The sequence below is a fragment of the Nocardioides flavescens genome (assembly GCF_009823805.1).
GTDB lineage: Bacteria > Actinomycetota > Actinomycetes > Propionibacteriales > Nocardioidaceae > Nocardioides > Nocardioides flavescens.
Genome location: NZ_WUEK01000019.1, coordinates 23,532 through 49,823, shown reverse-complemented (window position 1 = coordinate 49,823; position 26,292 = coordinate 23,532). Strand labels below are relative to the sequence as shown.

Below are 26,292 nucleotides of genomic sequence, written 5' to 3'. Positions count from 1 at the left end.
GGCGGAGGCGACGCCGTCGGCGGAGGCGGTGACGGAGGTCATGAGCTGGCGCAGGGAGGTGTTGGCGGCATCCAGGCTGGTGGCCATGGTGCCGACCTCGTCGCGGGTGGTGACGCCGGCGGTCTTCGACAGGTCGCCGGCGGCCATGGCGTCGGCGACGTCCTTGACCTTCCCGACGGAGCGGGCCAGCGCCCGGGCGATCAGCCAGCCGAGCAGCAGCGCCAGCGCCGTACCGAGGACCAGCACCCCGATGACCAGGTTGCGGCTGGAGGCGTAGGTCGACTGCACGTCGGCGGCCGCCGCGGCAGCGGAGGTCTTCTCGATGCCGGTCAGGTCGGCCATCGCAGCCTTCATGTCCTCGGAGAGGGGAGCGACCTGGCTGTCGAAGGCGTTGGTCCAGCCGGCGATGTCGTTCTTGCTCGAGAACTGCGGCAGCACGTCGACGGCGGTGTCGTGATAGCTCTTGGTGGCCTCCTCCAGGGTCTGCAGCGCGGCACGCTTGTCGGCGCTCAGGTCGAGACCGGAGTAGTCGGCCGCCGCGGTCTCGAACGCCTGGTAGCCGTCGTCGAAGGCCTGGTTGGCGGCGTCGTACTCCGCGTCCTGACGGATCAGGGCCTCGCGGGCCTGGATGCGCATGGCGGCGATCCCGGCCTCCATCGACGCGGCGGCCTGCAGGCCGGCGACGTTCTGGTCGTTGATGTCGTTGGCCACGTGGGTCGACCCGCCCAGTGCTCGCAGTCCGACGACGCCCACGATCACCGCCACCAGGGCGGCGAGGCCGACGGCGAAGAGGATCTTGACGGCGAGGCGGAGGTCGCTGAAGCGGCTGGTGAGCCCGCGAGCGGCGGCTGTGTCCATGAGGTGGGGTCCTGTCTGGGGTGGGAGAGGGAGTGGCGGGGCGCCGGTCAGGCGGTCGTGAAGTGCCGGACGTTCGCCCGCAGGTCGGAGGCCATACGGGCGAGCTCGTCGACGGCGGACTGGGTCTGGGCCAGCGCCTGGGTGGTCGTGGTGGCCGCACCCGAGACCCCGGAGATGTTGGTGGCGATCTCGCTCGAGGAGGTGGAGGCCTCGGCGACGTTGCGCGACATCTCGTTGGTGGTGGCGGTCTGCTCCTCCACCGCCGAGGCGATGGTGAGCTGGTAGTCGTTGATCGAGGTGATGATGGTGGAGATCTCACCGATCGCCTCGACCGCACCGGTGGTGTCGCCCTGGATGGCCTCGACCCGGGCGGCGATGTCCTTGGTGGCCTGGGCGGTCTCCTGGGCCAGCTCCTTGACCTCGTTGGCGACCACGGCGAACCCCTTGCCGGCCTCGCCGGCACGGGCGGCCTCGATGGTGGCGTTCAACGCCAGCAGGTTGGTCTGCTCAGCGATGGAGGTGATGACCTTGACGACGTTGCCGATCTCCTGGCTCGAGGTCCCCAGCCGCGACACGGTCTCGTTGGTGGTCTCCACCATCGACACCGCCTGAGCGGCCACCCGGGCGGCCTCGTTGGCGGAGTGCGCGATCTCGCGGATGGAGGCACCCATCTGCTCGGCACCCGCCGCGACCGTCGAGACGTTGCGCGAGACCTCCTCGGCCGCACCCGAGACCACACCCGCCTGCACCGAGGTCTCCTCCGCCCCGGCCGCGATCTGCTGCGACGACGCCGACAGCTCTTCGGAGGCGGAGGCGACGCCGTCTGCGGAGGCGGTCGCCGAGACCAGGACTTCGCTCACCTTGTCCATCGCGCGGTTGAGGGCTCGCTCCAGGTCGCCGACGCACCCGGTGGTGCCCGACGACAGCCGCTGCCTGAGATCGCCGTCCGCGAACTGGCCGACCATGGCGATCGCCGCCTTGAGGGGGACGACGAGACTGCGAGAGATGAGCACGGCGAGGACGATGAGCAGGCCGATGGCGACGAGGGAGACCACGAGGATGACCGTCGTCATCTTGTCGATGGCGCCCTGCGTGCTGGCCGCGTCGTTCCTCGCGTCCGAGGTGAAGTCGTCGACCGCGGCGCCGAGCACCTCGTCGCTGGTGTCGTTGGCGTTCTGGACGTTGCCGATGCTGGCCTCGGCGGACTCCGGGTCGGCGGCGGCAGCGTTGACGAAGGTGCTGATCGCCGCGGTGTAGTCGGTCATCGCCTGCTCGACATCGTCGACCTGAGCGGCGTTGTGGGCGACGAGGTCGTAGCCCTGCAGCGTCCGCACCAGCTCCTGGACGGTGGCGGTGTCGTCAGCGACGTCGGCCTTCGCCTTGTCCCCGTCGCCTGCGGCGAGCAGGCGGTACGCCGTCGCCTTGAGCTCGCTGGCCCGCGTGTCGAGCGCGCGCAGCGTCACGGCCGCCTGCTCGGTCTGGCTGACGGCCCTGGTCTGCGCGCTCACACTGCGCGCCTCGACGAGCGCCACACCCCCGACGACCAGTGTGGCGAGCACGCCGATGGCCGCGATGACGGCGATCCGCTTGGCGACGGTCCAGTTGATGTGCGGCATGACGGTGCTCCGGTTCGGACGGGGGTCGGGTCGAGGGGACGGGTGGGGTCAGGCGGCGGCGGCGCGCTCGACGTCGAGGTCGAGCAGCAGCTCGCCCTCGAGCTTGTAGGCGCCGCGGATCAGCTCGCGCGAGGGACCGGACAGGGTGTCCGGCGGTGGCTCGAACTGACCGGCGCCGACGTCGACGACGGCGCCGATGGTGTCGACGAGCAGGGCGACCGGCTCGCCGGCGACGCGTACGACGACCAGCATCGGCTCACCCGCCTCGGCGTCGCGGGCCGGGAGCCCGAGCTGCTCGCGGAGGTCGATGGCGGTCAGCACCTGGCCCCGCAGGTTGATCAGCCCGGCGAGGCCGGGGGGTGCCAGCGGGATGCGGGTGCGCATCTGGCCGCGCAGCACCTCCTGGACGGCCTCCACGCTGACGCCGTACGTGCTGCCGTGCAGGGTGAAGGTGACCAGGCGGCGGTGACCGACGGAGTGGTCGGCCGCGACGGTCGCGACGGTGGTGCTCATCAGAGCGCTCCTTCCAGCTGGGCCTCGTAGGGGTCGGCCTCGTCGGCGTCGACGAAGAAGCGCGGGTCGGCCGCGAGGATCGCGCTGCGCACGTCGAGCACCTCGACGATGCGGTCGCGGATCAGCGTCGAGCCGAGCAGGCCGTGGTCGTCGATGTCGCTGCGCGAGCGGGTGTCCTCGTCGACGATGTCGACGATCTCGTCGACGACGATCGCGACGCTGCGACCGCCCGCGGAGTAGACGACCATCGCGAGGTCCTCGCCGTGGCGCTCACTCATCGCGCCGAGGTGGCTGTCGAGGCGCAGCAACGGCAGGATCGAGCCGCGGTACTGCACGACCTCGCGGCTGCCGACGACCTCGACCGAGCTGGTCGGCACCTGCTCGAGGCGGGTGACCGACGACAGCGGGATCGCGACCCGGCGCCCGCCTCCGATGCCGGCGATGAGCATGCTGACCTGCTCGGCGGCGTCAGTGGTGTCGAGGACCGACTCCCGGCCCGTCGAGCCGTGCTCGAGGGCCTCCTGGGAGAGCGCGTTGCGGGCGAGGGACTGCACGTCCAGGATCAGCGCGACCCGGCCGTCGCCGAGGATGGTGGCCCCGGAGAACGCGCCGACCGCCTTGAGCCTCGTGGTGAGCGGCTTGACCACGATCTCCTCGGTGCTGAGCACCCGGTCGATCACCAGGCCGAAGCGGCGGCCCTCGGCCTGCAGGACGGCGATGAGCACGTGGCCGTCGGAGCGGTCGGACTCGACGTGCAGCACCTCGGCGAGGTTGACCAGGGGCAGCAGGTCGCCGCGCAGGCGGTAGACGGGTGCGCCGTTGACGTCCTCGACCTCCGCCGCGGCGCGGTCGGCGTCGAGGGCGACCAGCTCGAGCAGGCTCACCTGGGGGATCGCGTATCGGTCGCCGGAGCACTCCACGGTCAGCGCCGGCACGATCGCCAGGGTCAGCGGGATCCGCAGCCGGCAGGTCGTGCCGCGACCCAGGACCGACTCGACCTCGATGGTGCCGCCGATGGCCTCGATGTTGGTGCGGACGACGTCCATGCCGACACCGCGACCGGAGACGTTGGTGACCGCGGCGGCGGTGGAGAAGCCGGGCAGGAAGATCAGCTGCAGCAGGTCGGCCTGGCTCATCGCGTCGATTTGGCCCTGCGTGCGCAGCCCCCGCTCGACCGCCTTCGCCGCGACCCGGGCCGGGTCGATGCCGGCGCCGTCGTCGGCGACCTCGACGACGACCTGGCCGCCCTCGTGGTAGGCGCGCAGGGTGAGCAGCCCCTCCTCGGGCTTGCCGGCCGCGCGACGCTGCTCGGGGGACTCCAGACCGTGGTCGACGGCGTTGCGGACGAGGTGGGTGAGCGGGTCCTTGACCGACTCCAGCAGGGAGCGGTCGAGCTCGGTCTCGCGACCGAACATGTCCAGGGAGACCTTCTTGCCGCAGATCGAGCCGAGGTCGCGCACGACGCGGGGGAGCTTGGCCCACAGGTGGTCCATGGGCTGCATCCGCGTCTTCATCACCCCCTCCTGCAGCTCGGTGGCGATGAGGTTGAGCCGCTGCGCGGCGCCGTTCAGCTCGCCGCCGGCCTGCTCGCCGGCCTGGCGCACGATCTGGTTGCGGGTCAGGACGAGCTCGCCCACCAGGCGCATCAGGCTGTCGAGGAGGTCGACGTCGACGCGGATGCTCGACTCGGCCAGGTTGCGCTTGGCCTTGCCCTCGCCGCCGTCTTGCGGGGCGGCGGCCTCGGTGGTCTCGGGCTCGGTGGTGTCGGGCTCGCGGGTCTCGGTCGCGGCGACGGGAGCCGGCGCCGGTACGGCGGCAGGCAGCTCGGGCGCGAGGTCCTCGAGCGCGACAGGCTCGGGCTCGTCCGGGGTCTCGTCCACGGTCGCGTCGGCCTCGTCGGCGACCTGTGGTGCGACGGGCAGGTCGACCGCGGGGTCGAGCACCGGGTCGACGACGGCCTCGGCGGGGGCGGCGGGGGCTCGGCCCTCGAGCACGGCGGTGACCCGGGCGACCACCGCGGTCACGTCGACGTCGCCCTCGGTGCCGTCGGCCTCGATGGCGGCGAGGAGCTCACGCACCGTGTCGACCATCGCGAGCAGCACGTCGGTCGTCTCCGGCGTCATCCGCATCTTGCCGTCGCGCAACCGGGCGAGGAGGTTCTCGCCGACGTGGGTCACCGACTCGAGCTGACCGAAGGCCAGGAACCCGCTCGTGCCCTTGATGGTGTGGATGGTCCTGAAGATGCTGGCCAACAGGTCGCGCGAGTCCGGCTGCTGCTCCAGCGCGACCAGGTCCCGGTCCAGCTGATCGAGGTTCTCGTGACTCTCGACCAGGAACTCCTGGACGATCTCGTCCATCTCATCCATGCCGACGTTCCCTCTCGTCCGTGAGATCTGCTCCGTAGGGAGCGCCGTCCACATCGGCCTTGTGGGGCCCGACCTGAGGAGAAGGTCGTCACAGGGGTGAGGACCGGACCAGACCGCTGCGGGTCAGCGCGCGACCAGTGAGACCAGACCGGCGCAACCGGCCGCCCCTAGGGCGTGGCTCCTGGACGTGCCGATGGTGAAGCGCTCGGTCCCGACGGCGCGGACGGCGCCGTCCCGAGGTCGAGGGAGCAGTCGACGCCCTCAGTGCGAAGACCGCGACGCCCTCGAGGAGGCCGGCGGCGAGCCCGGCGAGGTTCCCGGGCTGGATCGGGGCTGCACCAGCCCACAGGCTGTTGTCAGCGCGATCAGGCTGCAGCCTTCAGCGCTTGCCGATGATCCCGACGACCGCAGGCGCCTTCTGCTCGACCACGGAGACGCGGAACCCCGCGGTCTGCAGGGCCGCCGACGTCTTCTCGACGATGTGCGGCACCTGGTCGGGCCGGGTGGCCTCGAAGAAGAGGTAGACCGCACCGCCCGGCAGCACGCGCTCGTGCAGCAGCGCCACCTCGTCGGCGCAGTTGCGCACCCAGAACAGGTTGACGTTGAACGCGAAGACCTTGGTCAGGCGCTTGACCGGCACCCGCAGGGTCGCCAGGTCGATCTGCCGGACCGTGAGCCGACCGGCCTCGACGTACGCCGCGCAGCGCCTCTTGGTCCGGTCGACACCGGACTCCGAGCGGTCGATCGCGAACAGCTTGCCGGTCTGCAGGCGCGAGCAGATCAGCTCGGCTCCGGCACCTGGTCCACAGCCGATCTCGAGGATGTGGTCACCGGGCTGGACGTCCATGAAGTCCACCGCCCAGCGGATCCGAGCCGGGATCGTCTGCACCGCCATGACACACACCCTGCCAGATCGGGGCACACGCGCGCCCCGGTAGGTTCGCCACGTGACTGCGGTACGACGTGTCGGCGTGCTGGGAGCCCGGGGCAAGGTGGGCGCCGAGGTCGTCCGGGCGGTCGAGGAGGCCGATGACCTCGAGCTCGTCGCGAGCCTCGACGCGGGCGACGCGCTCGAGGAGCTCGTGAGCGCCGGAGCCGAGGCGGTGGTCGACTTCACCCACCCCGATGCGGTCATGGACTCCCTTCGTTTCTGCGCCGAGCACGGCATCCACGCGGTGGTCGGGACCACCGGCTTCGACGACGAGCGCCTGGCCACCCTGCGCGGCTGGCTCGGTGACGACCCCGGCGCGGGCGTGCTCATCGCCCCCAACTTCTCCATCGGCGCCGTGCTGATGATGCGGTTCGCCGCCGCGGCCGCGCCGTTCTACGAGTCGGTCGAGATCGTCGAGCTGCACCACCCCACCAAGGCCGACGCGCCGTCCGGCACCGCCCGGCGCACGGCGGAGCTCGTCGCCGCCGCCCGGCGCGAGGCGGGGCTGGGGCCGGTGCCCGACGCGACCAGCACCGGTCTCGACGGCGCGCGCGGTGCCGACGTCGCCGGCGTGCACGTCCACAGCGTGCGGGCGCGGGGGCTCGTCGCCCACCAGGAGGTGCTGCTCGGTGGGGTGGGGGAGACCCTGACGATCCGCCACGACTCGATGGACCGGGCCTCCTTCACCCCCGGGGTGCTCGCGGGGCTGCGCTGGATCGCCGACCACCCCGGCCTGACGGTCGGGCTCGAGCACGTCCTCGACCTGGACTGACCGCGGAGACCGGCACCGGGACCGGTCCCACTTCTGCAAGTTCCTGCAACGCAGGAACCTGCGAGCACACGTGTGTTCTCAACCGCGGCCCTGCGGCGGCAGGGTGCAGCCATCTCGTCCGACTCGGGACCAGATGAGTGAAGAGAAGAGAACGCCCATGTCACGGACCCACCGCCAGGTGTGGAGCGCGGCGGCCGCGAGCATCGTCGCCGCCGGCACGCTCTCGGTCGCCGCCGTCGCCGGCACCGCCAGCGCGACCACCAGCACCGGCACCGCCGCCAGCAGCACCACCACTGCCGCCACCACCCGCATCAGCAGTGACGAGGTCGACCCCGCCCGCGCCGTCCGCGTGGTCCAGGGTGCGGTGACCTCGCTGCGCCAGCACGGCCCCCAGGTGCGCCTCAGCCGCGGCCAGGCCTTCCGCGCCACCGACGCGGTGCTCGACAGCTCGGGCGCGAGCCACGTGCGCATGCAGCGCACCTACCGCGGCCTGCGGGTCGTCGGCGGCGACCTCGTGGTCCACCAGAGCGCCGGCGGCGCCTGGGCCGGGGTGAGCCAGACCCTCGGCAAGCCGCTGCGCCTGCGCACCACGCCCGGGGTCACCGAGGCCGAGGCGATCGCCGAGGCGCTCGCGCCGTCGAAGGAGACCCGCGAGATCGACGGGCTGCGTGCCCGCCAGCAGGCTCCCCAGCTCGTCGTCGACACCCTCGGCCAGGGCACCCGTCTCGCGTGGGCCGTCGAGACCGCCGGCAAGCGCACCGACGGCACGCCGAGCCGCATGACGTCGTACGTCGACGCCAAGACCGGTGAGGTGCTGCGCCGCGAGGAGGGCATCCAGACCGTCGACGGCTCCGGCCAGTCGCTCTACAGCGGCACCGTCCCGCTGCAGGTGACCCAGTCCGGCACGACCTACCAGCTCAAGGACGCGACGCGCGGTGGCACCTACACCACCGACATGGCCGGCAAGCAGGACTCGACCGGCTGCTCGCTCTTCGGCATCGGCTGCTCCAACGGCACGCTCGTGACCAGCTCGACCACGACCTTCGGCAACGGCACCAACGCCAACCGTGCCTCGGCCGCCGTCGACGCGCAGTACGGCACCAACGAGACCTGGGACTACTACAACCAGGTCCACGCCCGGGCCGGCATCTTCGGCAACGGCAAGGGCTCGTTCAACCGCGTGCACTACGGCAAGAACTACGCCAACGCCTTCTGGGACGGCACCAAGATGACCTACGGCGACGGTGACGGCACCAACTACGGCCCGCTCGTCTCGCTCGACGTCGCGGGTCACGAGATGTCGCACGGCGTCACGGAGAACACCGCCGGTCTGACCTACTCCGGTGAGTCCGGCGGCCTCAACGAGGCCACCTCCGACATCTTCGGCACGATGGTGGAGTTCTACGCCGCCAACAGCGCCGACCCCGGTGACTACCTCATCGGCGAGGAGTTCGACCTCAAGAACGCCAAGGGCTTCCGCCGCATGGACAACCCCGTCTCCGACGGCAAGTCGCCGAACTGCTGGAGCACGGGCACCAAGGACCTCGACGTCCACTACTCCTCGGGCGTGGGCAACCACTTCTTCTACCTGCTCGCCGAGGGCTCGGGTGCCAAGACCATCAACGGCATCGCCCACAGCTCCACCACCTGCAACGGCTCCACCGTGACCGGCATCGGTCGCGACGCCGCGCAGCGCATCTGGTTCCGCGCGCTGACGGTCTACATGACCTCCGGCACGACGTACGCCCAGGCCCGCACCGCCACGCTCGACGCGGCACGCGACCTGTACGGCGCGGGCTCGACCCAGCAGTCCACCGTCGCGGCGGCGTGGAGCGCGGTCAGCGTGAACTGAGCTCCACCCGACCGACCGCGGGGTCCCGGACAGCGGGGGTTGCCCGGCACCCCGCGGTGGTCCCTCGCGAGTCGGACGGAAACGGCGAGCGAGGGACCCAGGGGGTCCGCACCGGCTGATGTGGCTTCGGTGCGGACCCCTTCTCGCGCGTTCCCGGTGGTTGAGGAAGGACGTTCCCGGTGGTTGAGGAAGGACGAAGTTCTGTCTCGAAACCACTCTCGCCGGTGAGTGGTTTCGAGACAGTCGCTAGCGCGACTTCCTCAACCACCGACCAGCCGCAGCAGCGCGGCGGTGAGCGCGGCGCCGGCGACGACGACGAGGAACGGCGCCCGCAGGACGAGCAGCACGACGGCGGCGCCGAGGCCGGCGGCTCTCTCGTCGAGCACGAGCCGCGAGCCGTCGGCGAGCACCTGGACGGCGACCAGCGCCGCGAGGAGCGCGACCGGGATCAGGTCGGCGACCCGGCTCACGAGCGGCTGCTCGAGCACCTGGGGCGGGACCGAGAGACCGGCCAGCTTGAGCAGGTAGCAGCCGACCCCGGCACCGAGCACCGCCGCCCAGATCACGTCGGCCTCCTCTCGGGTCGGCGGCCGGGTGTCAGGAGCCCGGCGAGCAGGGCGACCCCGCCCGCCGCCAGCACCGGCACACCGGCCGGGGTCAGCGGCACGGCGCCGATCGCGACCGCCGCGGCCAGCACGGCGATCACGCGGGCCCGGGGGCCGGCCAGCCGCGGCCACAGCAGGGCGAGGAACGCGCCGCCGACGGCCGCGTCGAGGCCGTAGGTGCGCGGGTCGCCGATGGCGGTGCCGCCGAGCGCCCCGAGCAGGGTGAACAGGTTCCAGAGCACGAAGACCGAGCCGCCGGTCCACAGGTACGCCGTGCGCGCGCCGGCGCGCGTCGAACGGGCCACCGTCATCGCGGTCGACTCGTCGATCAGCAGCTGGGCCGCACCGGCGCGCCGGGCACCACCCATCTGGAGCAGCGTGGCCACGCGCAGGCCGTACAGCGTGTTGCGGGTGCCGAGCAGCAGCGCGGCGGCGCTCGCCGCCAGGGCGGAGCCGCCGCCCGCGAGCACCCCGACCAGCGCGAACTGCGAGGCGCCGGTGAACATCACCAGGGACAGCGCACAGGTCTGCGCGACCGAGAGACCGGCCGCGACGGAGACCGCGCCGAACGACACGCCGTACAGACCCGTCGCGGCGCCGACGCCGAGGGCGTCGCGGACGATCGCCCGCCGGTCCTCGACCGGCGGACCGAGGGGCTCGCTCACGACAGCTGCGTGTGGAGGCGCACCTGCTTGAGCCGCACCTCGCCGGCCTCGTCGAGCTCGAGCTCGCGGTGGGCGGAGTCCGCACCCCAGCCTGCGGCGGTGAGGAACCCCCGCAGCCTGTCGTCGCTCGCGCCCACCCAGGTCACCCCCCGGGTGAACCGGTCGGCGACCAGGGTGTCGGCGGCGGCCTGCAGGAGCCGGGAGCCGTGCCCGCGTCCGCGCTCGTCGGGGTCGACGATGAGCTCGCGCAGCTCGCCGTCGGCGACGGGGTCGCAGTCGGGGTCGCCGGCCGGACCGGTGATGGCGAAGCCCACCACCCGGTTGCGCTCGAGCGCCACCAGCACGCGGTTGCGGGCGTCGCCGGGCTTCGCGAACGACGCGCGCCAGGCCTCCGCCGCCCCGGCCACGGCCTCTGGGCCCGACGGGAACGCCTCGGCGGGCACGAGGTCGCCGTACAGGCTCGGCCACGCCCGCAGCTGGACGGTCGCGATCGCCTCGGCGTCGTCGGCCCAGGCGATCCGCACGGACACGTCAGCACTGGTCACGGGCCCATCGTCGCAGCCCCGCGGGGCCTCACCGGGGCCGACCTACGTTGGATCGCATGGAGACGCGCAACCTCGGCCGCAGCGGCCTGAAGATCTCGGCCATCGCCTACGGCAACTGGCTCACCCACGGCTCGCAGGTCGAGGAGGACGCCGCGCTCGCGTGCGTGCGCCAGGCGCTCGAGGAGGGCATCACGACGTTCGACACCGCCGACGTGTACGCCGGCACCCGGGCCGAGACGGTGCTCGGCAAGGCGCTGGCCGGCGAGCGGCGCGAGGGCCTGGAGATCTTCACCAAGGTCTACTGGCCCACCGGCAAGGGTCACAACGACCACGGCCTGTCCCGCAAGCACATCCACGAGTCGATCGACGCCTCGCTGCGCCGGCTGCAGACCGACCACGTCGACCTCTACCAGGCCCACCGCTACGACCACGAGACGCCGCTCGAGGAGACGATGGAGGCCTTCGCCGACGTCGTGCGCGCCGGCAAGGCGCTCTACATCGGGGTCTCGGAGTGGCGCGCGGAGGAGATCCGCGCCGCCCACGCGCTGGCCCGCGAGCTGCGCATCCCGCTGGTCTCCAACCAGCCGCAGTACAACATGCTGTGGCGCGTCATCGAGGCCGAGGTCGTGCCCGCGTGCGAGGAGCTCGGCATCGGCCAGATCGTCTGGTCGCCGATCCTGCAGGGCGTCCTGACCGGCAAGTACCGCCCCGGCGAGGACCTGCCCGCCGGCTCGCGCGCCGCCGACGACAAGGGAGGGTCCGGCGCGATCAGCCGCTGGCTGCGCGACGACGTCCTCGAGGGCGTCCAGCGCCTCCAGCCGATCGCCGACCAGGCCGGCCTCAGCATGGCCGCCCTCGCGGTCGCGTGGACCCTGCAGAACCCCAACGTCTCCGCGGCGATCATCGGCGCGAGCCGCCCCGAGCAGGTCACCCAGAACGTCGCCGCCGCCGGCGTCACCCTCGAGGCCGACGTGATGGCCGCGATCGACGAGGCCCTCGGCGACGTCGTCGAGCGCGACCCCGCCAAGACCCAGTCGCCGAAGACCCGCGACTTCTGAGGCAGGTGGTTTCGAGACGGTCGTTGCACGACCTCCTCGACCACCGGGCAGGTGGGTCGCCGGTGGTGGAGGAAGGACGGAGTCCTTGCCGTCCCGGTGGTTGAGGAAGGACGAAGTCCTGTCTCGAAACCACTCTCCTGATCGAAGTGGTTTCGAGACGGTCGCTGCACGACCTCCTCCACCACCGTCGGGGGACGATCACTCCGGCGCCGGACCGTCCGTCCGCACCTCGGCCCCGAGCACGGAGGCGCCGAGCATCGCCAGCAGCAGCCCGGCGACGACCGCCGGCCACCAGCCGTCACGGACCCCGTCGCCGAGGAAGGCGACTCCGACCGCCGACGGCACGAACGTCTGGGCGACGACGAGGCTGGCCGAGGTGGCGGGGACGGCGGCGCGCTCCATGCCGAGCGAGTAGAGGTAGAACGCGAGCACGCTCAGCGACGGCACGGCGAGCGCGACGACGACCACGACGACGTCCACGGGCAGGGCGATGCCGCGGGTGGCGATCGCCGAGCCGGCGTACCCCAGCCCGGCCACGAGCCCCAGCACCGGTCCGCTCAGCCGGCGCGCCGTCACGGTGGCGACGCCGAGGACGAGCACCCCGCCCCACACCGCCGCGGCGAAGCGTCCGTCCACGTCGATGGTGCCCGGCTCGCCGGCCCCGAGCGAGAGCAGCACCAGACCGCCCGTCACGAGGGCGACGGCGGTCCAGCCGCGCCGCGACAGCGCCGACTCGACGCGGCGCGAGGCGAGCGCGGTGACGGGCAGCGACATCGCCACGAGCGCCTGGGCGAGGTAGAGCGGCAGCAGCCAGATCGCGACGGCGTGCAGCACGAAGCCGAGCAGGTACGCCGCGACCACCAGCATCGTGCGGGCGTCGCGGACCGAGCGCCTCACGAACCCGGCCAGCCCGGGCTGCTGGGTGTCGAAGTCGCGCACCGCGGCCGCCTGGACGACCGCGGCGACCCCGAAGACGGCGGCCGAGACCAGGCCGGCGACGAGCCCGGCGACGGCCGAGGTGCTCACCGGTGCGTCACCGGTAGGTCTCGGGGAGCTCCTGGCCGATCTTGACCTGCGCCTTGGGCAGGCGCATGAACTTCATCTGCATCGCGCGGGTCACGGCGTAGTAGGTCGTGCCCTTGACCGGCTCGTCGGGGAAGCGGGCCGCGAGCTGGCGACGCAGCCGCAGGCGGAGCATCACCATGTCGAAGGCGACCAGCAGGATCGAGCCGAAGAGCAGCGCGTTGCCGAAGCGGGCGAGGCTCGGCTGGCCGGAGTAGCCCAGGATCATCGTGATGACGAGCAGCGGGATGATCAGCTCGATGAAGCTGAACCGTGCGTCGACGAAGTCACGGATGAAGCGGCGCTGCGGGCCGCGGTCGCGCGGCAGGAGGTAGCGCTCCTCGCCGTTGCGCATGCCCTGGCGAGCGCGGTTGCGGTCCTCGTTGGCCCGGGCGCGCTGCGCCGCCGTCATCTCCTTGCGGGTGCGCGGCGGCTTGTTGCGGGCCTTGGCCGCCGCCTCGGCCTCCTTGCGGCTCGGCGTCGGGCGGCCCTTGCCGCCCTCCTTGAGGGGCTGGTCGACCGGGGCGGTCTCCTGCTTGGTGCGACGGAACAAGGTGGGCCTATCCGGGATCGTTCGGCGTACGCGCGGCGCGACGCGGGGACGGGCAGAGCCTACCGGCGGGTTGCCGCAGCGCCGTACTGTCAGGTCAGCGCCGTAGTGTGAGGTCACCGCGCTGTGCCGACCGGGCAGTCGATCGAGCACTCGACCGCGCACCCCCGACTGACGAGCTGAGAGGGACCTGCCCCAGATGAGTCTGATGAAGCGGATGAGCCTGATCTTCCGGTCCAAGGCCAACACGGCCCTGGACCGTGCCGAGGACCCCCGCGAGACGCTCGACTACAGCTACCAGCGTCAGCTCGACCTGCTCTCCAAGGTGCGCCGCGGCGTCGCCGACGTCGCGACCAGCCGCAAGCGGATCGAGCTGCAGATCGCGCAGCTGCAGCAGCAGGCCGACAAGCTGCAGGGCCAGGCCGAGAAGTCGATCCAGATGAACCGCGAGGACCTCGCCCGTGAGGCGCTGACCCGCAAGTCGGCGCTGGGCGGCCAGATCGAGGACCTCAAGACCCAGCACGCGCAGCTGCAGGGCGAGGAGGAGAAGCTCACGCTCGCCCAGCAGCGCCTGCAGGCCAAGGTCGAGTCCTTCCGCACCCGCAAGGAGACGATCAAGGCGACCTACACGGCCGCCGAGGCGCAGACCCGCATCAACGAGGCGATGTCCGGCATCGGCGAGGAGATGGGCGACGTCGGCATGGCCATCCAGCGTGCCGAGGACAAGACCGCCAACATGCAGGCGCGGGCCGGCGCGATCGACGAGCTGATCGCCTCGGGCGCCCTCGACGACGCCAGCGCGATCAACCGCGGCGACGACATCTCCCGCGAGCTCGAGGCCATGAGCTCCCAGGCCGACGTCGAGGCCGAGCTGGCCCGCATGAAGGGCCTGTCCTCGTCCCCGCAGCCCGACGCCATCGAGGCTCCCGCCTCCGGCGACATCCTCGCCGACAGCGGGCAGGGTGAGCAGCAGGCGGTCACCCCGGAGCGCAAGGACGGCCAGGCATGATCATCCGCATCCTCGGCGAAGGCCAGTACGACGTCGCCGACGACGCGCTCGACCGGCTCAACGAGCTCGACGGCGCCCTCGAGACCGCCGTCGAGCAGGGCGACGAGACGGCGTTCTCCTCGGCGCTGCACGAGCTCCTCGAGGGCGTGCGCAGCGTGGGCGTCGCCCACCCCGCCGACAGCCTCGACGAGTCCGACCTGATCCTCCCGCCGGGCGATGCGAGCATCGACGAGGTCCGCGCGATGCTCAGCGACGACGGCCTCATCCCCGGCTGACGCCCGGGTCTACTCGCGGGCTGACACCCGGGCTGACACACGGCGCCCCCGCTCGGCGGATGCCGGCGGGGGCATCACAGTCGGCTCACAGGATCCTCTTGGGAGGACCCCGGAGAATGGGGCCATGGCACGCTCACGGTTCGTCGGTGACTCCGGTCTGACCATCCGCATGACCACGGTGATCTTCCTGCTGGGAGCACTCCTGGTCGTGCTGGTCGCCGGTGTCGGCCTGGCCTTCAAGAGCCCGGGGATCGGACTGCTCGTCGCGGTCGGCGGCATCGGCTTCGCGGTCTACCAGTGGGCCAACAGCGACAAGGTCGCGATGCGCGCCATGCGGGCCCGCGAGGTCAGCCCCCAGGAGGCTCCCGAGCTGCACGGTATGATCGACCGCCTCTGCGCCCTCGCCGACATGCCGAAGCCCCGCGTCGGCATCGCCGACACCCCGGTCCCCAACGCCTTCGCGACGGGCCGCTCGCCGGAGCGCGCGGTCGTCTGCGTGACGACCGGCATCCTCGGCATGCTCACCGCCGAGGAGCTCGAGGGGGTCCTCGCCCACGAGCTGTCGCACGTCGCGCACCGCGACGTGCTCGTCATGACGGTCGCCTCGAGCGCGGGCATCGCGGCCGGAGCGCTGACCCAGGGCTCACAGTACGGCGCGATGTTCGGCGGCAACCGCCGCGACAACAACAACGGCCTGCCGGTGTGGCTCGTCGTCCTGGTCGTGAGCCTGATGGTCTACGCCGTGAGCTTCGTGCTGCTGCGCCTGCTCTCGCGCTACCGCGAGATGGCGGCCGACCGGGCCGGCGCCTACCTCACGATGCGCCCCGACGCTCTGGCCTCCGCCCTGCAGAAGATCACCGGTGGCATCAACCAGATCCCGCAGCGTGACCTGCGCCAGGTCAGCGCCGCCAGCGCGCTGTGCATCGCCCCGGCGATCAGCGGCCAGTCGCTCAAGACCCTCACCTCGACCCACCCGTCCCTCGAGCAGCGCCTCGAGCAGCTGGCCCGCATCCAGGCCGAGCTCTCGCGGCCGACCGGCTGAGGTCGGCGATGGGGTTCTGGGACGCGATCACCGGTCGCTCGAAGCCGAAGCAGGCCAACCTCGACTCGCTCTTCCTCGTGCCGAGCGCGTCGATCACCCTCCAGACCGCGGCGGGCCTGACCCCGACCGGGGACGGCTCGGTCTGCTACCGCTCCGCGACCGGGGCGGGGTTCGCGCAGACGCAGGCGGGAGTGGAAGAGCTGCTGCGGAGCACACCCGACGCGCCCACCGTCGAGACGAGCACCGACGGCTTCGGCTTCACCTGGTTGCAGGTCCACCGTCCGCCGGAGGAGACCGACGGTCTGTGCACCGACCTGCACGCCGTCAACACCACGCTGGAGGCGGAGGGTTTCGGTCCCGGGCTGCTCTGCTCCCTCGTGCCGTTCACCCAGCCCGGCGGACGCCGGGTGGGGCTCGTCTACCTCTACAAGCAGGGCACGTTCTACCCCTTCGCCCCGACCGGGCCGTCGAGCCGCGACAACCTCCTCGAGCTGCAGGTCCGCGACGCCCTGCGCGACGAGCTGCCCATCGAGCCGGAGCTGTCCGGGTGGATGGCCCTGTGGGGCGCACCCGGCCTCTGAGCCGCGCCCGACCCGCGGCCGTCGTGACGGGTGACGATCCGGTGACGGCTGCGTGTTCCGACTCCGCGCGGATACCCCCACCCCTATCCTGAGGAGGTGAGCGTCGTGGACACGGTCGACCAGCGCCGGGCGACCGCCGTGGCGGCGTACGCCGCCGTCACCCGTCCGGTCCGCGAGCTCGACGACGTCGTGGAGCTGGCCGCGCAGCTGGCCGGCACCCCGCACGCCGCCGTCAACGTCTTCACCGCCGACCGTCAGCACCAGGTCGCGACCTACGGCTTCACCGAGACGGCGTGCCGTCGTGAGGACGCGATGTGCTCGGTGGTGCTCGAGGAGCGTCGTCCGATCGCCGTCCCCGACGCCCGGCTCGACCCGCGGCTGTGGGACAAGCTGGCCGTGACCGGCGAGCGCGGCGCCGTGCGGTACTGGGCGTCGGTGCCCCTGGAGAACGCCGACGGCGTCGTCTTCGGCACGCTCTGCGTCTTCGACGAGCAGCCCCGCGAGGTCGACCCCGGCGTGCTCCGCGCCCTCGGCACCCTCGCCGCCCGCGTCGTCGACGTCTACGAGCTGCGGCTGCGCAGTCGCGAGCTCGCGCTCAGCCTGCTCGAGCAGCAGGCCCTGCAGGCCGACCTCGAGCGTTCCAACGAGCGTCTCGACGGCTTCGCCGGTCAGGTGAGCCACGACCTCAAGACGCCGCTCACCACCCTGTCCCTGTCGTTGACGCTGGCGCGCGAGCAGCTGCGCAGCGGCGAGCTCGGCGTCGACACCCTGCACCTGATCGACCGTGCCATCGCCGGCTCGCAGCGGATGTCGCTGCTCATCGACGACGTCCTCGACTACGCCCGCCTCGGCGGGACGCTGCGCGCGACCGACGTCGACCTCGACTTCGTCATGGGGGAGGTGCTCGACGACCTCGGCCCCTACCTCGACGGGGTCGACCTCCACCTCGGACGCCTGCCGACCGTCAACGGCGACCGCTCCCAGCTCCGTGCGGTCCTGCAGAACCTCCTCGCCAACGCCGTGAAGTACGCCCGACCCGACCGCGCCCCGGTCGTCTCGGTCTCCGCCCGCCACGTCCAGCGCGCCTGGCGCATCGAGGTCACCGACAACGGTCGCGGCATCGCCCCCTCCGACCGCGCGCGGATCTTCGAGCCCCTGACCCGTCTCGACGAGGCCGAGGCCTCGGTCGAGGGCAGCGGCATCGGCCTGGCCACCTGCCGGCGGATCATCGGCGCCCACGGCGGACGGATCGGCATCGATCCCACCGTCACGGACGGCACCCGCGTCTGGTTCGAGCTCCCCGACTGAGCCACGCCGACCCGTCGCAGAGTGCAGCTGTGGGGACGCCGACCCGTCGCAGAGTGCAGCTGTGGGGACGCCGACCCGTCGCAGAGTGCAGCTGTGGGGATGCCGACCCGTCTCTTCGTGCACGCCGGAGGGTGCCGACCCGTCTCGTCGTGCACGCCGGAGGGTGCCGACCCGTCTCTTCGTGCACGCGCAGCAACCCTGCCTAGGATCCCCGCAGGAGGTGGCGGTGGACGAGGCCCGGCGGCACGCCTGGCGCATCGACGAGCGCGAGCTCGCGCGTCAGCAGGCGAGGCGCGGGCGCCCCCACGCCTACGACACCCTCGACGCCCGGCGCACCGCGCTCGTCGTCGTCGACCTCGTGCCGTTCTTCTTCGCCGACAACCCCTACGTCCACGGGATCGTCGAGCCCGTCAACGCACTGGCGGCCGTCGTACGCCGACAGGGTGGGTCCGTCGCCTGGGTCAGCCCCCGTCGCACGGAGCCGACCGCCTGGCAGGTCTCGTTCTTCGGGGCCGAGATCGCCGGGCGCTTCGCCGCGACGGTCGGCGACGAGCCGGTCCGCGACAGGCTCTGGCCCGGTCTCGAGGTCGAGGACGGCGACCTCTTCGCGGACAAGAGCGGGCCCAGCGCCTTCGACCTCGAGGACTGCGACCTGCACGAGCAGCTGGCAGCGCGCGACGTCGAGTCCCTGGTGGTCACCGGCACGGTCACAGATGTCTGCGTCACCGGGACGGTCAGAGACGCGGCCCGCCTGGGCTACCAGGTCGTGGTAGCGGCCGACGCCTGTGCGGCACCCGGCGACGAGGCGCACAACGCCGCCCTGCGCACCATCTACCGCGCCTTCGGCGACGTGCGCTCCAGCGCGGACGTCCACCGGCTGCTCGGCGACTGACCGGCCGCTGCCCGAGGGCGACGGCGCCCTGGCCTCAGACCCGCCCGGCCCGCATGTCCATGAGGCGCCCGAGGACGGCGGGGGCGCCGACGCGCAGGCCGTCGTGCTCGAACTCGTTGGTGACCCAGGTGCGCACCGACCCCACGCGCGAGGCGGTGTCGAGCGAGAGCCCGGCGTCGACGTACATGTCGTCGTGGTAGACCGCGGCCAGCACCGGCACCTCGTTGGCCGCGAGCCGGTCGAGGTCGTAGAGCGGCCCCCAGTCGTCGTACGCCGCCAGCAGGTCGGCCGCACCCAGGAACGGGCGCAGGGCCGCGATGTCGGTGAACATCCAGCGGTAGGCCATCTCGCCGGTCAGCAGCAGCGGATCGCGGTCGAGGGCGAACTCGGGGTGCTCGGCCATCGCGCGCTCGGCGGCCCAGGCGGTCGGTCCGGAGCCGGGCTGACCGTAGAGGTACTCCTGGAGGAGGAAGAGCGGCCCCTCGACGTGGGCGGTCTCGACGGCGACGCCGTGCAGGAAGGCGTCGGAGAGGCCGTCTGCGCCGCCCTGGGTCTCCCACGCCCGCTCGAGCAGCCAGTGCAAGCGCAGCGAGCCGTCGCCCATGCCCAGCAGCTGGCCGAGCATCCGCAGGCGACGGGTGGTGAGGCGGTCACCGTCGGGCAGCCGGACGTCGACCGCGTCGAGGTGGTCGGCGATCCGCCGCAGCAGCACGGCGTCGCCGGGGAAGCGGGCGTGGTGGGCGGCGTTCTTGGCCGCGACCCGGGGATAGGTGCGGGCGTAGACGTCGTCGGCCCGAGCGCTCAGGCCGGGCAGTCCACCGGTGACGTAGCAGGCGTCGAGCGCCTCGGGCGCGAGCGACAGGTAGCTCATCGTGATCCAGCCGCCGTAGCTCTGTCCGAGCGTCTCCCACCGGGACCCGCCGGCCACCTGCGCGCGCAGCACCTCTGCGTCGCGCACGATGCTGTCGGCCCGCATCAGCCGGACGTACGCCGCCAGCTCGGCGTCGCTCACCAGCCCGGGTCCGCCGATCGTGCGGCGGCTGAGCGGCGTGCTGCGTCCCGTGCCGCGCTGGTCGAGCAGGAGCACCCGGTGGGTGCGGGTCGCGTGCGCCAGCCAGCCGTCGCCCGGGCCCGCGCCGGGTCGTGGCGACATGCCCCCCGGTCCGCCCTGGAGGAAGAGCAGCCACGGCAGCTGCTCGCGCTCGCGCCCCGCGGCGACCACCTCGCGGGCGAACACCTCGATGGTCGGTCCGTCCGGATCGGCGTGGTCGAGGGGTACGTCGACGCGGTGGTCGGTGAGCGTGAAGCCGGGGATGCGCGTGGTGACAGGGGCGGCCATGGGCCCAGTCTCTAGGTTGAGGACGTGAGCAGGCGCGTGGTGGTCATCGGCGGCAGCGGGCACATCGGCACCTTCCTGGTGCCCCGGCTGGTGCGGGCCGGGCACGAGGTGGTGAGCGTGAGCCGCGGCCAGCGGGCGGCGTACGTCGACGACCCGGCCTGGGCCGACGTGCAACGGGTGACCGTCGACCGCGAGGCCGAGGACGCCGCCGGCACGTTCGGGGCCGCGGTGCTGGCCCTCGAGCCGGACGTGGTCGTCGACCTCGTCTGCTTCACCGCCGACTCGGCCCGCGCCCTCGTCGAGGCGCTGCGCGGCCGGGTCGACCAGCTGCTGCACTGCGGTTCGATCTGGCGCTGGGGCCGCAGCCTGCGGCTGCCGATCGTGGAGGGCGCCGGGAGCCCGCCGCCCGACGAGTACGGCATCGCCAAGGCGGAGATCGCCGAGCTGCTCATGGCCGAGACGGCGGGTGGCGGGCTGTCCACGGTCTCGGTGCACCCGGGCCACATCGTCGGTCCCGGCTGGGAGCCGATCAACCCGCTCGGCAACCTCGACCCCGGCGTCTGGCAGCGCATCGCCGCCGGCGAGCCCCTGCCCGTGCCCGGCAGCGGAGCCGAGCTGATGCACCACGTGCACGCCGACGACGTCGCCCAGCTCTTCGAGCTCGCGATCGCGCAACCGGAGGCGGCGTCGGGGCACGAGTTCCACGCCGTCGCCCCGACCGCGCTCACCGTGCGGGGCTACGCCGAGATCGCCGCGGGCTGGTTCGGCCGCGAGGTCCGGCTCGAGCCGGTCTCGTGGGACGCGTTCCGCGAGACCACCACCGCGGCGTACGCCGACGCGAGCTTCGGCCACCTCGACCGCAGCCAGTGCATGAGCATCGAGAAGGCCCGGGCGGTGCTGGGCTACGCGCCCCGCTACGAGCCGGAGGAGGCCGTCCTCGAGTCGCTGCGCTGGCTCCTCGAGCACGGTCGTCTCGAGGTCAGCCGTCCGCTGGTGGTTTGAGCCGCCCTCCGAGGGAGCGGTGCCTGGGCAACCGTTCTGGCGTTGCGCGAGGTTGCTGGGGCACCGCCGCGGTGGCCGGGCCTGGGGGTTCCTGGGCAGCCGTTCTGGCGTTGCGCGAGGTTGCTGGGGCACCGCCGCTCGGCGCCGGCTTGACCGCTCTGGCCGAGGACCTCAGTCCTTGGATGTCTTGCCGGGCAGGGCGAGCATCCGGTCGAGGGCGACCTTGGCCCACTTCTCGGTCTCGGGGTCGACCTCGATCTGGTTGACGACGACACCCTCGACGAGGTTCTCCATCGCCCAGACGAAGTGGGGCAGGTCGATGCGGTTCATCGTCGAGCAGTAGCAGACGGTCTTGTCGAGGAAGACGATCCGCTTGTCGGGGTGCTCGGCGGCGAGGCGCTTGACCAGGTTGAGCTCGGTGCCGACGGCCCAGGCGGAGCCGGCCGGGGCGGCCTCGATGGTGTTGATGATGAACTCCGTCGAGCCGACCAGGTCGGCCTTGAGCACGACCTCGTGGCGGCACTCGGGGTGCACCAGGACCTGCACGCCCGGGATGGTCGCGCGCAGGTCGTCGACGGTGTCGGGGGAGAAGCGGCCGTGGACCGAGCAGTGGCCCTTCCACAGGATCATCGTGGCGTCGCGCAGCTGCTGCTCGGTGAGCCCGCCGCCGGGGCGGTGGGGGTCCCAGACGACGCAGTCGTCGAGCGAGAGACCCATCTTCAGCACGGCGGTGTTGCGACCGAGGTGCTGGTCGGGCAGGAACAGCACCTTCTGGCCCTGCTGGAAGGCCCACTCGAGCGCGACCTCGGCGTTCGACGAGGTGCAGACCGCGCCGCCGTTGCGGCCGCAGAAGGCCTTGATGTCGGCGGAGGAGTTCATGTACGTCACGGGTACGACGTCCTGCGCGATGCCGGCGGCCTCGAGGGCGGCCCAGGCGTCCTCGACCTGCGGCAGCCGCGCCATGTCGGCCATCGAGCAGCCGGCGGCGAGGTCGGGGAGCACGACCTTCTGCGCGGGGGAGGTGAGGATGTCGGCCGACTCGGCCATGAAGTGCACGCCGCAGAAGACGATGTACTCCGCCTCGGGGCGGGCCGCGGCCTCGCGGGCGAGCTTGAACGAGTCACCGGTGACGTCGGCGAACCGGATCACCTCGTCGCGCTGGTAGTGGTGGCCGAGCACGAACACCCGGTCGCCGAGCGCCTCCTTGGCGGCGAGCGCGCGGGCGACGAGGTCGGGGTCGGAGGCCGACGGGAGATCGCCGGGGCACTCCACGCCGCGCTCCGAGCGGAGGTCGACGCCTCGGCCGAGGGGCAGCAGCGGCAGGTCGACGGTGGGGGGCGCAGCGGTCATGGCGGCCATCCTAGGAAAGAGCGCGTCAGAGCAGGGCACCGCTGTGAACGTAGGGGACGGGCGGTTTCATCCCGCGCAACGCGAGGTAGCCGCTCTGGCGCAGCTCGAGCCGCGCCGCCATCCCCACGTCGACCGCCCAGTCGTTCGCGCCGGTGACGTGCGCGAGCTCGACCTCGCCCGGCGCGTCGGCCAGCGCCGCCCAGGTCAGGCGCGCCGCGGTGCGCCGGTTGCTCGCGGCCACGAGGACCGGTGAGCCCGTCGGGGCGACGTAGGCGTAGCCCGAACCGGTCGTCGTGTCCGAGACCAGCAGGCGGTACGACGCCGCGAGCACGTCGTGCAGGTCGCCGTGCGCCGCGCCGCGGGTGCGCCGGTCGAGCGAGTCGAGCAGGTCGCGGTCGCCGGGCGTCCCCTCACGCACCTTGTCCCACGCGTCGTGCGGCACAGCGGAGCGGTCGACAAGACCGCTCAGCACCATCTGCGGGTGCAGCGTGAACCCCGCCTGGTGGTAGCGCCGCGCCGCCCGCGGGTCCACCGAGCTCGCGATCATGCCGCGCAGGCACCCGACGCTGTGGCCGAGGGCGGCCTCCAGCAGGGGACGCCCGACGCCGGCCGCCTGCCGGCCCGGCGCGACGGCGTACGTCACCAGGCACCACATCAGCTCGCGCCGGTACGACGTCGCGAACCCGACCATGCCGTCGTCGTCCTCGGCCACCCAGCAGCCGCCCGGGTCGGTGCGCACGAGGTGCTCGGTGCGCCGCACCCACGCCTCCCGCCACGCGTCCTCGCGACGCCGCGGGGCGGGCAGCGACGACGGCGTCGTCCGCAGGTCGAGCTCGTGGAAGCTCTCGTCGCTCAGCCGCTCCGCCGCCACCGCGTCGTCGAGCCGCATCGGCCGGATGGTCCAGGCGCTCACCCCGCCACGGTAGGGGCGGCGCGCGAGGTCTCGTGCGGGCGGACAGCGAGGGCGCCGCGCCGTCGGCCAGGATGGGCCCATGCGGGTTCTGGTGGCTCCGGACAAGTTCGCCGGCACGCTCAGCGCGGTCGAGGCGGCCGAGGCGATCGCCGCGGGCTGGCGCCAACAGGCGCCGGGCGACGAGCTCGACCTCGCGCCCATGTCGGACGGCGGGCCCGGATTCGTGGCGGTCCTGCACGAGGCCCTCGGCGGCGAGCTGGTCGCGGTGACCGTGCGCGGGCCGCACGGGGAGCCCACCCCGGCCACGGTGCTGCTGGCGGGTCCCGACGGCGCGACGGCGTACGTCGAGAGCGCCCAGGCCTGCGGTCTCCACCTCACCGGCGGTGAGCGACCCGAGACCGCGTCGTCGTACGGCGTGGGCGAGCTCGTCGCGACCGCCGTGGACGCCGGGGCGAGCACGGTCGTCGTGGGCCTGGGCGGCAGCGGCACGAGCGACGGCGGGGCCGGGCTGCTCGCGGCGCTCGGGGCCGTGGCCGACGCGCCGCTCGACGGCGGCGTCGCCCGACTCGACGGGGTCACCGAGGTGGACGTGTCCGCGGCCCGCGAGCGCGTCGGCGGGGCGCGCCTGGTCGCCGCCTCCGACGTCGACAACCCGCTGACCGGGCTCTTCGGCGCGCTGAAGACGTTCGGGCCGCAGAAGGGCGTCAGCGAGGACCGCATCGCCCCGCTCGACGCACTGCTGGAGGCGTACGCCACCGCCGTCGACCGACGCCTGTCCCTCGAGCCGGGCGCCGGCGCCGCCGGCGGCCTGGGCTTCGCCCTGATGGCGCTGGGCGCCACCCGCGAGCCCGGGATCGGGCTGGTCGCCGAGGCCGTGGGGCTCGCCGAGCGGGCCCGCGCCGCCGACCTGGTCGTCACGGGCGAGGGCGCGTTCGACTTCTCGAGCCGGGCGGGCAAGGTGCCGCACGGGGTCGCCGGGATCGCCGAGGCCGCCGTGCGTCCGTGCGTCCTGCTGGCCGGTCAGGTGCTCGTCGGGTCGCGCGAGATGCGCGCGCTCGGCATCGAGTCGGCGTACGCCGTCGTCGACCTGGTGGGGGAGGAGCGGGCCTTCGCCGACCCCGCCGGGGCGCTCGCGGACCTCGCGACCCGCACCGCCCGCACCTGGAGCCGGTGAGGCGCGCGGTCGAGGTCGGGGGCTGGTCGCGGCCCCGCGGAACAACCACGACTGTGAGACAGTTGCACTGTCGACACCACGACACCGCACCTACAGCTTCGGGAGACACACGACATGACCGAGCAGCTTGAGACCCAGGTCGAGACCGAGCGCCGCGCCGACAGCATCAACCTCAGCGACGTGGCCTCCGCCAAGGTCAAGAGCCTCCTCGAGCAGGAGGGTCGCACCGATCTCGCCCTGCGCATCTCCGTGCAGCCGGGTGGCTGCTCGGGCCTGCGCTACCAGCTCTTCTTCGACGAGCGCACCCTCGACGGTGACGTGGTCACCGACTTCGACGGCGTCTCCGTGGTCGTCGACCGGATGAGCGTGCCCTACCTCAACGGCGCCATGATCGACTTCGTCGACACCATCGAGAAGCAGGGCTTCACCATCGACAACCCCAACGCCACCGGCTCCTGCGCCTGCGGCGACAGCTTCCACTGATCCGATCTCGCGCGAGGTACGAGCGCGAGATCGGATCATGGTGGTCGAGCGAGCCGGCTGAGCGAGGAACGAGCTCGGCACCAGCGTGTCGAGACCGGGTGCGATGCGGTCGTCACCCGACCGGCGCCCGGCACCACACCCAGCACCACGACGAAGGCCCCCGCCCGACAGGGCGGGGGCCTTCGCGCGTCGTGGAGTCCTCAGTCGAGGCTGAGACCCAGCGCCGAGGCCAGCCGCTGAGCGGCCTCGGAGACCTCGATCCGCTGCTTGGGCAGGTCCTGGGCGTACGCCGAGTACAGGTCGGCGCGGCCTTCGCGGGGCAGCGAGCCGGCCAGGCTGCGACCGACGAGCAGCGCCGCCGCCTGGGCGTCGTCCTGCATCGTCTGCGGGGTGTCGAGGTCGTGGTAGGCGGTCACGAGATCGACGCTAGTGACTACCGTCGGGTAGTCCCACGACTACGCGTGAGTAGCTTCGCGCGCCTATCGTTGCGCCACGTGCCAGACACCGCGACCACCGCGTCAGAGACCGCTGCCCCCGGACCGCTGCTGATCGCCGGCTCCATCGCCACCGACCACCTGATGAGCTTCGGTGGCCGCTTCGAGGACTCCCTGGTCGTCGAGCAGCTGCACAAGCTGTCGGTCTCGTTCCTCGTCGACGACCTCGAGATCCGCCGCGGCGGCGTCGCGGCCAACATGTGCTTCGGCCTGGGCCGCCTCGGCCTGCGCCCCGTCCTGGTGGGCGCGGCCGGCGAGGACTTCGCCGACTACCGCTCCTGGCTCGAGCGCCACGGCGTCGACTGCGACCACGTGCGCATCTCCGACTCGCGCCACACCGCGCGCTTCGTCTGCACCACCGACACCACCGGCGCGCAGTTCGCGTCGTTCTACCCCGGCGCCATGAGCGAGGCCCGCCTGGTCGAGCTCGCGCCGATCGTGAGCCGCGTCGGCACGCCGTCCTACGTCCTCATCGGCGCCGACGACCCCGACGGCATGCGCCGCCACACCGACGAGTGCCGTCAGCGCGGCTACCCGTTCATCGCCGACCCGAGCCAGCAGCTGGCCTTCGGCGACGGCGAGCTGATCCGCAGCCTGGTCGACGGGGCGGCGTTCCTCTTCAGCAACGAGTACGAGTCGGCCATGATCGAGCAGAAGACCGGCTGGTCGGGGGAGGAGATCCTCGACCGGGTCGGCATCCAGGTCACCACGCTCGGCGCCGACGGCGTGCGCGTGCTGCGCCAAGGCGAGGAGACAATCGTGCGCTCGGCGGCCGCCGACGTCGCGGCGCTCGAGCCGACCGGGGTCGGCGACGCCTTCCGCGCGGGCTTCCTCGCCGCGCTGGCCTGGGGCCTGTCGCTCGACCACGCCGCCGAGGTCGGGTGCGTGCTCGCGGCCTACGTCGTCGAGACCGTCGGCCCGCAGGACTACTCCTTCACCGCCGCGCACTTCCTCGGCCGCCTCGAGGCGTCGTACGGCGTGGAGTCGGCCGACGCGGTGCGTCCGCACCTGCGCGACCTCGTCTGAGACCGGTCGGT

Annotated in this window: 27 protein-coding genes; 13 read left to right on the top strand and 14 right to left on the bottom strand. The window is 72.6% G+C overall.

Annotation, left to right across the window (positions count from 1 at the left end; genetic code table 11):
- The 5 genes from GRQ65_RS21755 to GRQ65_RS21735 form a co-directional block, all read right to left on the bottom strand.
- A partial coding sequence (locus tag GRQ65_RS21755; protein ID WP_160880122.1) for an MCP four helix bundle domain-containing protein occupies positions 1-858 on the bottom strand: 858 nt, incomplete at its 3' end.
- Positions 859-905: 47 nt separating this feature from the next.
- Positions 906-2,474 carry a methyl-accepting chemotaxis protein gene (locus GRQ65_RS21750; RefSeq protein ID WP_160880121.1) on the bottom strand — a complete coding sequence of 523 codons (1,569 nt, stop codon included), beginning with the start codon at positions 2,472-2,474 and terminating at the stop codon, positions 906-908.
- 48 nt (positions 2,475-2,522) lie between these two features.
- Positions 2,523-2,987 carry a chemotaxis protein CheW gene (locus GRQ65_RS21745; protein ID WP_160880120.1) on the bottom strand — a complete coding sequence of 155 codons (465 nt, stop codon included), beginning with the start codon at positions 2,985-2,987 and terminating at the stop codon, positions 2,523-2,525.
- Positions 2,987-5,353: a chemotaxis protein CheW gene (locus GRQ65_RS21740; protein WP_160880119.1), complete on the bottom strand. Its 2,367-nt coding sequence runs from the start codon at positions 5,351-5,353 to the stop codon at positions 2,987-2,989. Before GRQ65_RS21740 ends, GRQ65_RS21745 begins: the two co-directional genes overlap by 1 nt.
- A gap of 379 nt (positions 5,354-5,732) precedes the next feature.
- Complete coding sequence (locus tag GRQ65_RS21735) at positions 5,733-6,248, bottom strand: class I SAM-dependent methyltransferase (RefSeq protein WP_160880118.1); 516 nt, start codon at positions 6,246-6,248, stop codon at positions 5,733-5,735.
- A gap of 52 nt (positions 6,249-6,300) precedes the next feature.
- Here GRQ65_RS21735 and dapB point away from each other — a divergent pair, with 52 nt between their 5' ends.
- On the top strand, positions 6,301-7,056 hold the full coding sequence (dapB, locus tag GRQ65_RS21730) for a 4-hydroxy-tetrahydrodipicolinate reductase (RefSeq protein ID WP_160880117.1): 756 nt from the start codon (positions 6,301-6,303) through the stop codon (positions 7,054-7,056).
- A 157-nt stretch (positions 7,057-7,213) separates the two neighbouring features.
- Positions 7,214-8,908, top strand: a complete 1,695-nt coding sequence (locus GRQ65_RS21725) for a M4 family metallopeptidase (RefSeq protein WP_160880116.1) — start codon at positions 7,214-7,216, stop codon at positions 8,906-8,908.
- Between the two features lie 260 nt (positions 8,909-9,168).
- On the opposite strand, the gene GRQ65_RS24250 is transcribed toward GRQ65_RS21725, so the two are convergent.
- The 3 genes from GRQ65_RS24250 to GRQ65_RS21710 are packed head-to-tail and all read right to left on the bottom strand — an operon-like array spanning position 9,169 to position 10,723.
- Positions 9,169-9,474 (bottom strand): AzlD domain-containing protein, encoded by a 306-nt coding sequence (locus tag GRQ65_RS24250; RefSeq protein ID WP_160880115.1) that lies wholly within the window; start codon positions 9,472-9,474, stop codon positions 9,169-9,171.
- A complete protein-coding gene (locus tag GRQ65_RS23640) occupies positions 9,471-10,178 on the bottom strand; it encodes an AzlC family ABC transporter permease (protein WP_160880114.1) in 708 nt (235 codons plus the stop codon). The genes GRQ65_RS24250 and GRQ65_RS23640 overlap by 4 nt, the downstream gene beginning before the upstream one ends.
- Positions 10,175-10,723, bottom strand: coding sequence for a GNAT family N-acetyltransferase (locus tag GRQ65_RS21710; protein ID WP_160880113.1), 549 nt, complete (start codon positions 10,721-10,723; stop codon positions 10,175-10,177). Before GRQ65_RS21710 ends, GRQ65_RS23640 begins: the two co-directional genes overlap by 4 nt.
- 56 nt (positions 10,724-10,779) lie before the next feature.
- Between GRQ65_RS21710 and GRQ65_RS21705 the strand changes: the two genes are divergently transcribed.
- Entirely contained in the window at positions 10,780-11,781 is a 1,002-nt protein-coding gene (locus tag GRQ65_RS21705) for an aldo/keto reductase family protein (protein WP_160880112.1), read from the top strand.
- A 198-nt stretch (positions 11,782-11,979) separates the two neighbouring features.
- Here the strand turns inward: GRQ65_RS21705 and GRQ65_RS21700 are convergent, their stop codons facing one another.
- Both GRQ65_RS21700 and GRQ65_RS21695 read right to left on the bottom strand, forming a co-directional pair.
- Positions 11,980-12,807 carry a hypothetical protein gene (locus tag GRQ65_RS21700; protein WP_160880111.1) on the bottom strand — a complete coding sequence of 276 codons (828 nt, stop codon included), beginning with the start codon at positions 12,805-12,807 and terminating at the stop codon, positions 11,980-11,982.
- 7 nt (positions 12,808-12,814) lie between these two features.
- Entirely contained in the window at positions 12,815-13,396 is a 582-nt protein-coding gene (locus GRQ65_RS21695; protein ID WP_160880110.1) for a DUF3043 domain-containing protein, read from the bottom strand.
- Positions 13,397-13,592: 196 nt separating this feature from the next.
- On the opposite strand from GRQ65_RS21695, the gene GRQ65_RS21690 reads away from it, so the two are divergent.
- The 6 genes from GRQ65_RS21690 to GRQ65_RS21665 all read left to right on the top strand — a co-directional run bounded on the left by GRQ65_RS21690 (position 13,593) and on the right by GRQ65_RS21665 (position 18,500).
- Positions 13,593-14,402: a PspA/IM30 family protein gene (locus tag GRQ65_RS21690; protein ID WP_160880109.1), complete on the top strand. Its 810-nt coding sequence runs from the start codon at positions 13,593-13,595 to the stop codon at positions 14,400-14,402.
- Entirely contained in the window at positions 14,399-14,677 is a 279-nt protein-coding gene (pspAA, locus tag GRQ65_RS21685; RefSeq protein ID WP_160880108.1) for a PspA-associated protein PspAA, read from the top strand. Before GRQ65_RS21690 ends, pspAA begins: the two co-directional genes overlap by 4 nt.
- A 124-nt stretch (positions 14,678-14,801) precedes the next feature.
- Positions 14,802-15,719 carry a zinc metalloprotease HtpX gene (gene htpX / locus GRQ65_RS21680; RefSeq protein ID WP_160880107.1) on the top strand — a complete coding sequence of 306 codons (918 nt, stop codon included), beginning with the start codon at positions 14,802-14,804 and terminating at the stop codon, positions 15,717-15,719.
- A gap of 8 nt (positions 15,720-15,727) precedes the next feature.
- Complete coding sequence (gene pspAB, locus GRQ65_RS21675; protein ID WP_160880106.1) at positions 15,728-16,300, top strand: PspA-associated protein PspAB; 573 nt, start codon at positions 15,728-15,730, stop codon at positions 16,298-16,300.
- 96 nt (positions 16,301-16,396) lie between these two features.
- Positions 16,397-17,608, top strand: coding sequence for an ATP-binding protein (locus tag GRQ65_RS21670; protein ID WP_160880105.1), 1,212 nt, complete (start codon positions 16,397-16,399; stop codon positions 17,606-17,608).
- A gap of 226 nt (positions 17,609-17,834) precedes the next feature.
- A complete protein-coding gene (locus GRQ65_RS21665; RefSeq protein WP_160880104.1) occupies positions 17,835-18,500 on the top strand; it encodes an isochorismatase family protein in 666 nt (221 codons plus the stop codon).
- A 34-nt stretch (positions 18,501-18,534) separates the two neighbouring features.
- Here the strand turns inward: GRQ65_RS21665 and GRQ65_RS21660 are convergent, their stop codons facing one another.
- A complete protein-coding gene (locus tag GRQ65_RS21660) occupies positions 18,535-19,839 on the bottom strand; it encodes an alpha/beta fold hydrolase (RefSeq protein ID WP_160880103.1) in 1,305 nt (434 codons plus the stop codon).
- Positions 19,840-19,863: 24 nt separating this feature from the next.
- Here GRQ65_RS21660 and GRQ65_RS21655 point away from each other — a divergent pair, with 24 nt between their 5' ends.
- A complete protein-coding gene (locus tag GRQ65_RS21655) occupies positions 19,864-20,841 on the top strand; it encodes an NAD-dependent epimerase/dehydratase family protein (protein ID WP_160880102.1) in 978 nt (325 codons plus the stop codon).
- 171 nt (positions 20,842-21,012) lie between these two features.
- Here the strand turns inward: GRQ65_RS21655 and nadA are convergent, their stop codons facing one another.
- Entirely contained in the window at positions 21,013-22,191 is a 1,179-nt protein-coding gene (gene nadA, locus GRQ65_RS21650; protein ID WP_160880101.1) for a quinolinate synthase NadA, read from the bottom strand.
- Positions 22,192-22,216: 25 nt separating this feature from the next.
- On the bottom strand, positions 22,217-23,104 hold the full coding sequence (locus GRQ65_RS21645; RefSeq protein WP_337191943.1) for a GNAT family N-acetyltransferase: 888 nt from the start codon (positions 23,102-23,104) through the stop codon (positions 22,217-22,219).
- A gap of 79 nt (positions 23,105-23,183) precedes the next feature.
- On the opposite strand from GRQ65_RS21645, the gene GRQ65_RS21640 reads away from it, so the two are divergent.
- On the top strand, positions 23,184-24,278 hold the full coding sequence (locus GRQ65_RS21640; RefSeq protein WP_160880099.1) for a glycerate kinase family protein: 1,095 nt from the start codon (positions 23,184-23,186) through the stop codon (positions 24,276-24,278).
- A gap of 114 nt (positions 24,279-24,392) precedes the next feature.
- Positions 24,393-24,761: an iron-sulfur cluster insertion protein ErpA gene (gene erpA, locus GRQ65_RS21635; RefSeq protein ID WP_160880098.1), complete on the top strand. Its 369-nt coding sequence runs from the start codon at positions 24,393-24,395 to the stop codon at positions 24,759-24,761.
- A gap of 200 nt (positions 24,762-24,961) precedes the next feature.
- On the opposite strand, the gene GRQ65_RS21630 is transcribed toward erpA, so the two are convergent.
- On the bottom strand, positions 24,962-25,177 hold the full coding sequence (locus GRQ65_RS21630; RefSeq protein ID WP_160880097.1) for a hypothetical protein: 216 nt from the start codon (positions 25,175-25,177) through the stop codon (positions 24,962-24,964).
- A gap of 162 nt (positions 25,178-25,339) precedes the next feature.
- Here GRQ65_RS21630 and GRQ65_RS21625 point away from each other — a divergent pair, with 162 nt between their 5' ends.
- Positions 25,340-26,281 (top strand): carbohydrate kinase family protein, encoded by a 942-nt coding sequence (locus tag GRQ65_RS21625; protein ID WP_160880124.1) that lies wholly within the window; start codon positions 25,340-25,342, stop codon positions 26,279-26,281.
- The last annotated feature ends 11 nt before the right edge of the window (positions 26,282-26,292 follow it).

Excerpts from the sequence above, each read along its gene's own strand:
- GRQ65_RS21750 (WP_160880121.1), bottom strand. The coding sequence starts at position 2,474 with ATGCCGCACATCAACTGGACCGTCGCCAAGCGGATCGCCGTCATCGCG.
- GRQ65_RS21745 (WP_160880120.1), bottom strand. The coding sequence starts at position 2,987 with ATGAGCACCACCGTCGCGACCGTCGCGGCCGACCACTCCGTCGGTCAC.
- GRQ65_RS21740 (WP_160880119.1), bottom strand. The coding sequence starts at position 5,353 with ATGGATGAGATGGACGAGATCGTCCAGGAGTTCCTGGTCGAGAGTCAC.
- GRQ65_RS21735 (WP_160880118.1), bottom strand. The coding sequence starts at position 6,248 with ATGGCGGTGCAGACGATCCCGGCTCGGATCCGCTGGGCGGTGGACTTC.
- GRQ65_RS21725 (WP_160880116.1), top strand. The coding sequence starts at position 7,214 with ATGTCACGGACCCACCGCCAGGTGTGGAGCGCGGCGGCCGCGAGCATC.
- GRQ65_RS21705 (WP_160880112.1), top strand. The coding sequence starts at position 10,780 with ATGGAGACGCGCAACCTCGGCCGCAGCGGCCTGAAGATCTCGGCCATC.
- GRQ65_RS21690 (WP_160880109.1), top strand. The coding sequence starts at position 13,593 with ATGAGTCTGATGAAGCGGATGAGCCTGATCTTCCGGTCCAAGGCCAAC.
- pspAA (WP_160880108.1), top strand. The coding sequence starts at position 14,399 with ATGATCATCCGCATCCTCGGCGAAGGCCAGTACGACGTCGCCGACGAC.
- htpX (WP_160880107.1), top strand. The coding sequence starts at position 14,802 with ATGGCACGCTCACGGTTCGTCGGTGACTCCGGTCTGACCATCCGCATG.
- pspAB (WP_160880106.1), top strand. The coding sequence starts at position 15,728 with ATGGGGTTCTGGGACGCGATCACCGGTCGCTCGAAGCCGAAGCAGGCC.
- GRQ65_RS21660 (WP_160880103.1), bottom strand. The coding sequence starts at position 19,839 with ATGGCCGCCCCTGTCACCACGCGCATCCCCGGCTTCACGCTCACCGAC.
- nadA (WP_160880101.1), bottom strand. The coding sequence starts at position 22,191 with ATGACCGCTGCGCCCCCCACCGTCGACCTGCCGCTGCTGCCCCTCGGC.
- GRQ65_RS21640 (WP_160880099.1), top strand. The coding sequence starts at position 23,184 with ATGCGGGTTCTGGTGGCTCCGGACAAGTTCGCCGGCACGCTCAGCGCG.
- erpA (WP_160880098.1), top strand. The coding sequence starts at position 24,393 with ATGACCGAGCAGCTTGAGACCCAGGTCGAGACCGAGCGCCGCGCCGAC.
- GRQ65_RS21625 (WP_160880124.1), top strand. The coding sequence starts at position 25,340 with ATGAGCTTCGGTGGCCGCTTCGAGGACTCCCTGGTCGTCGAGCAGCTG.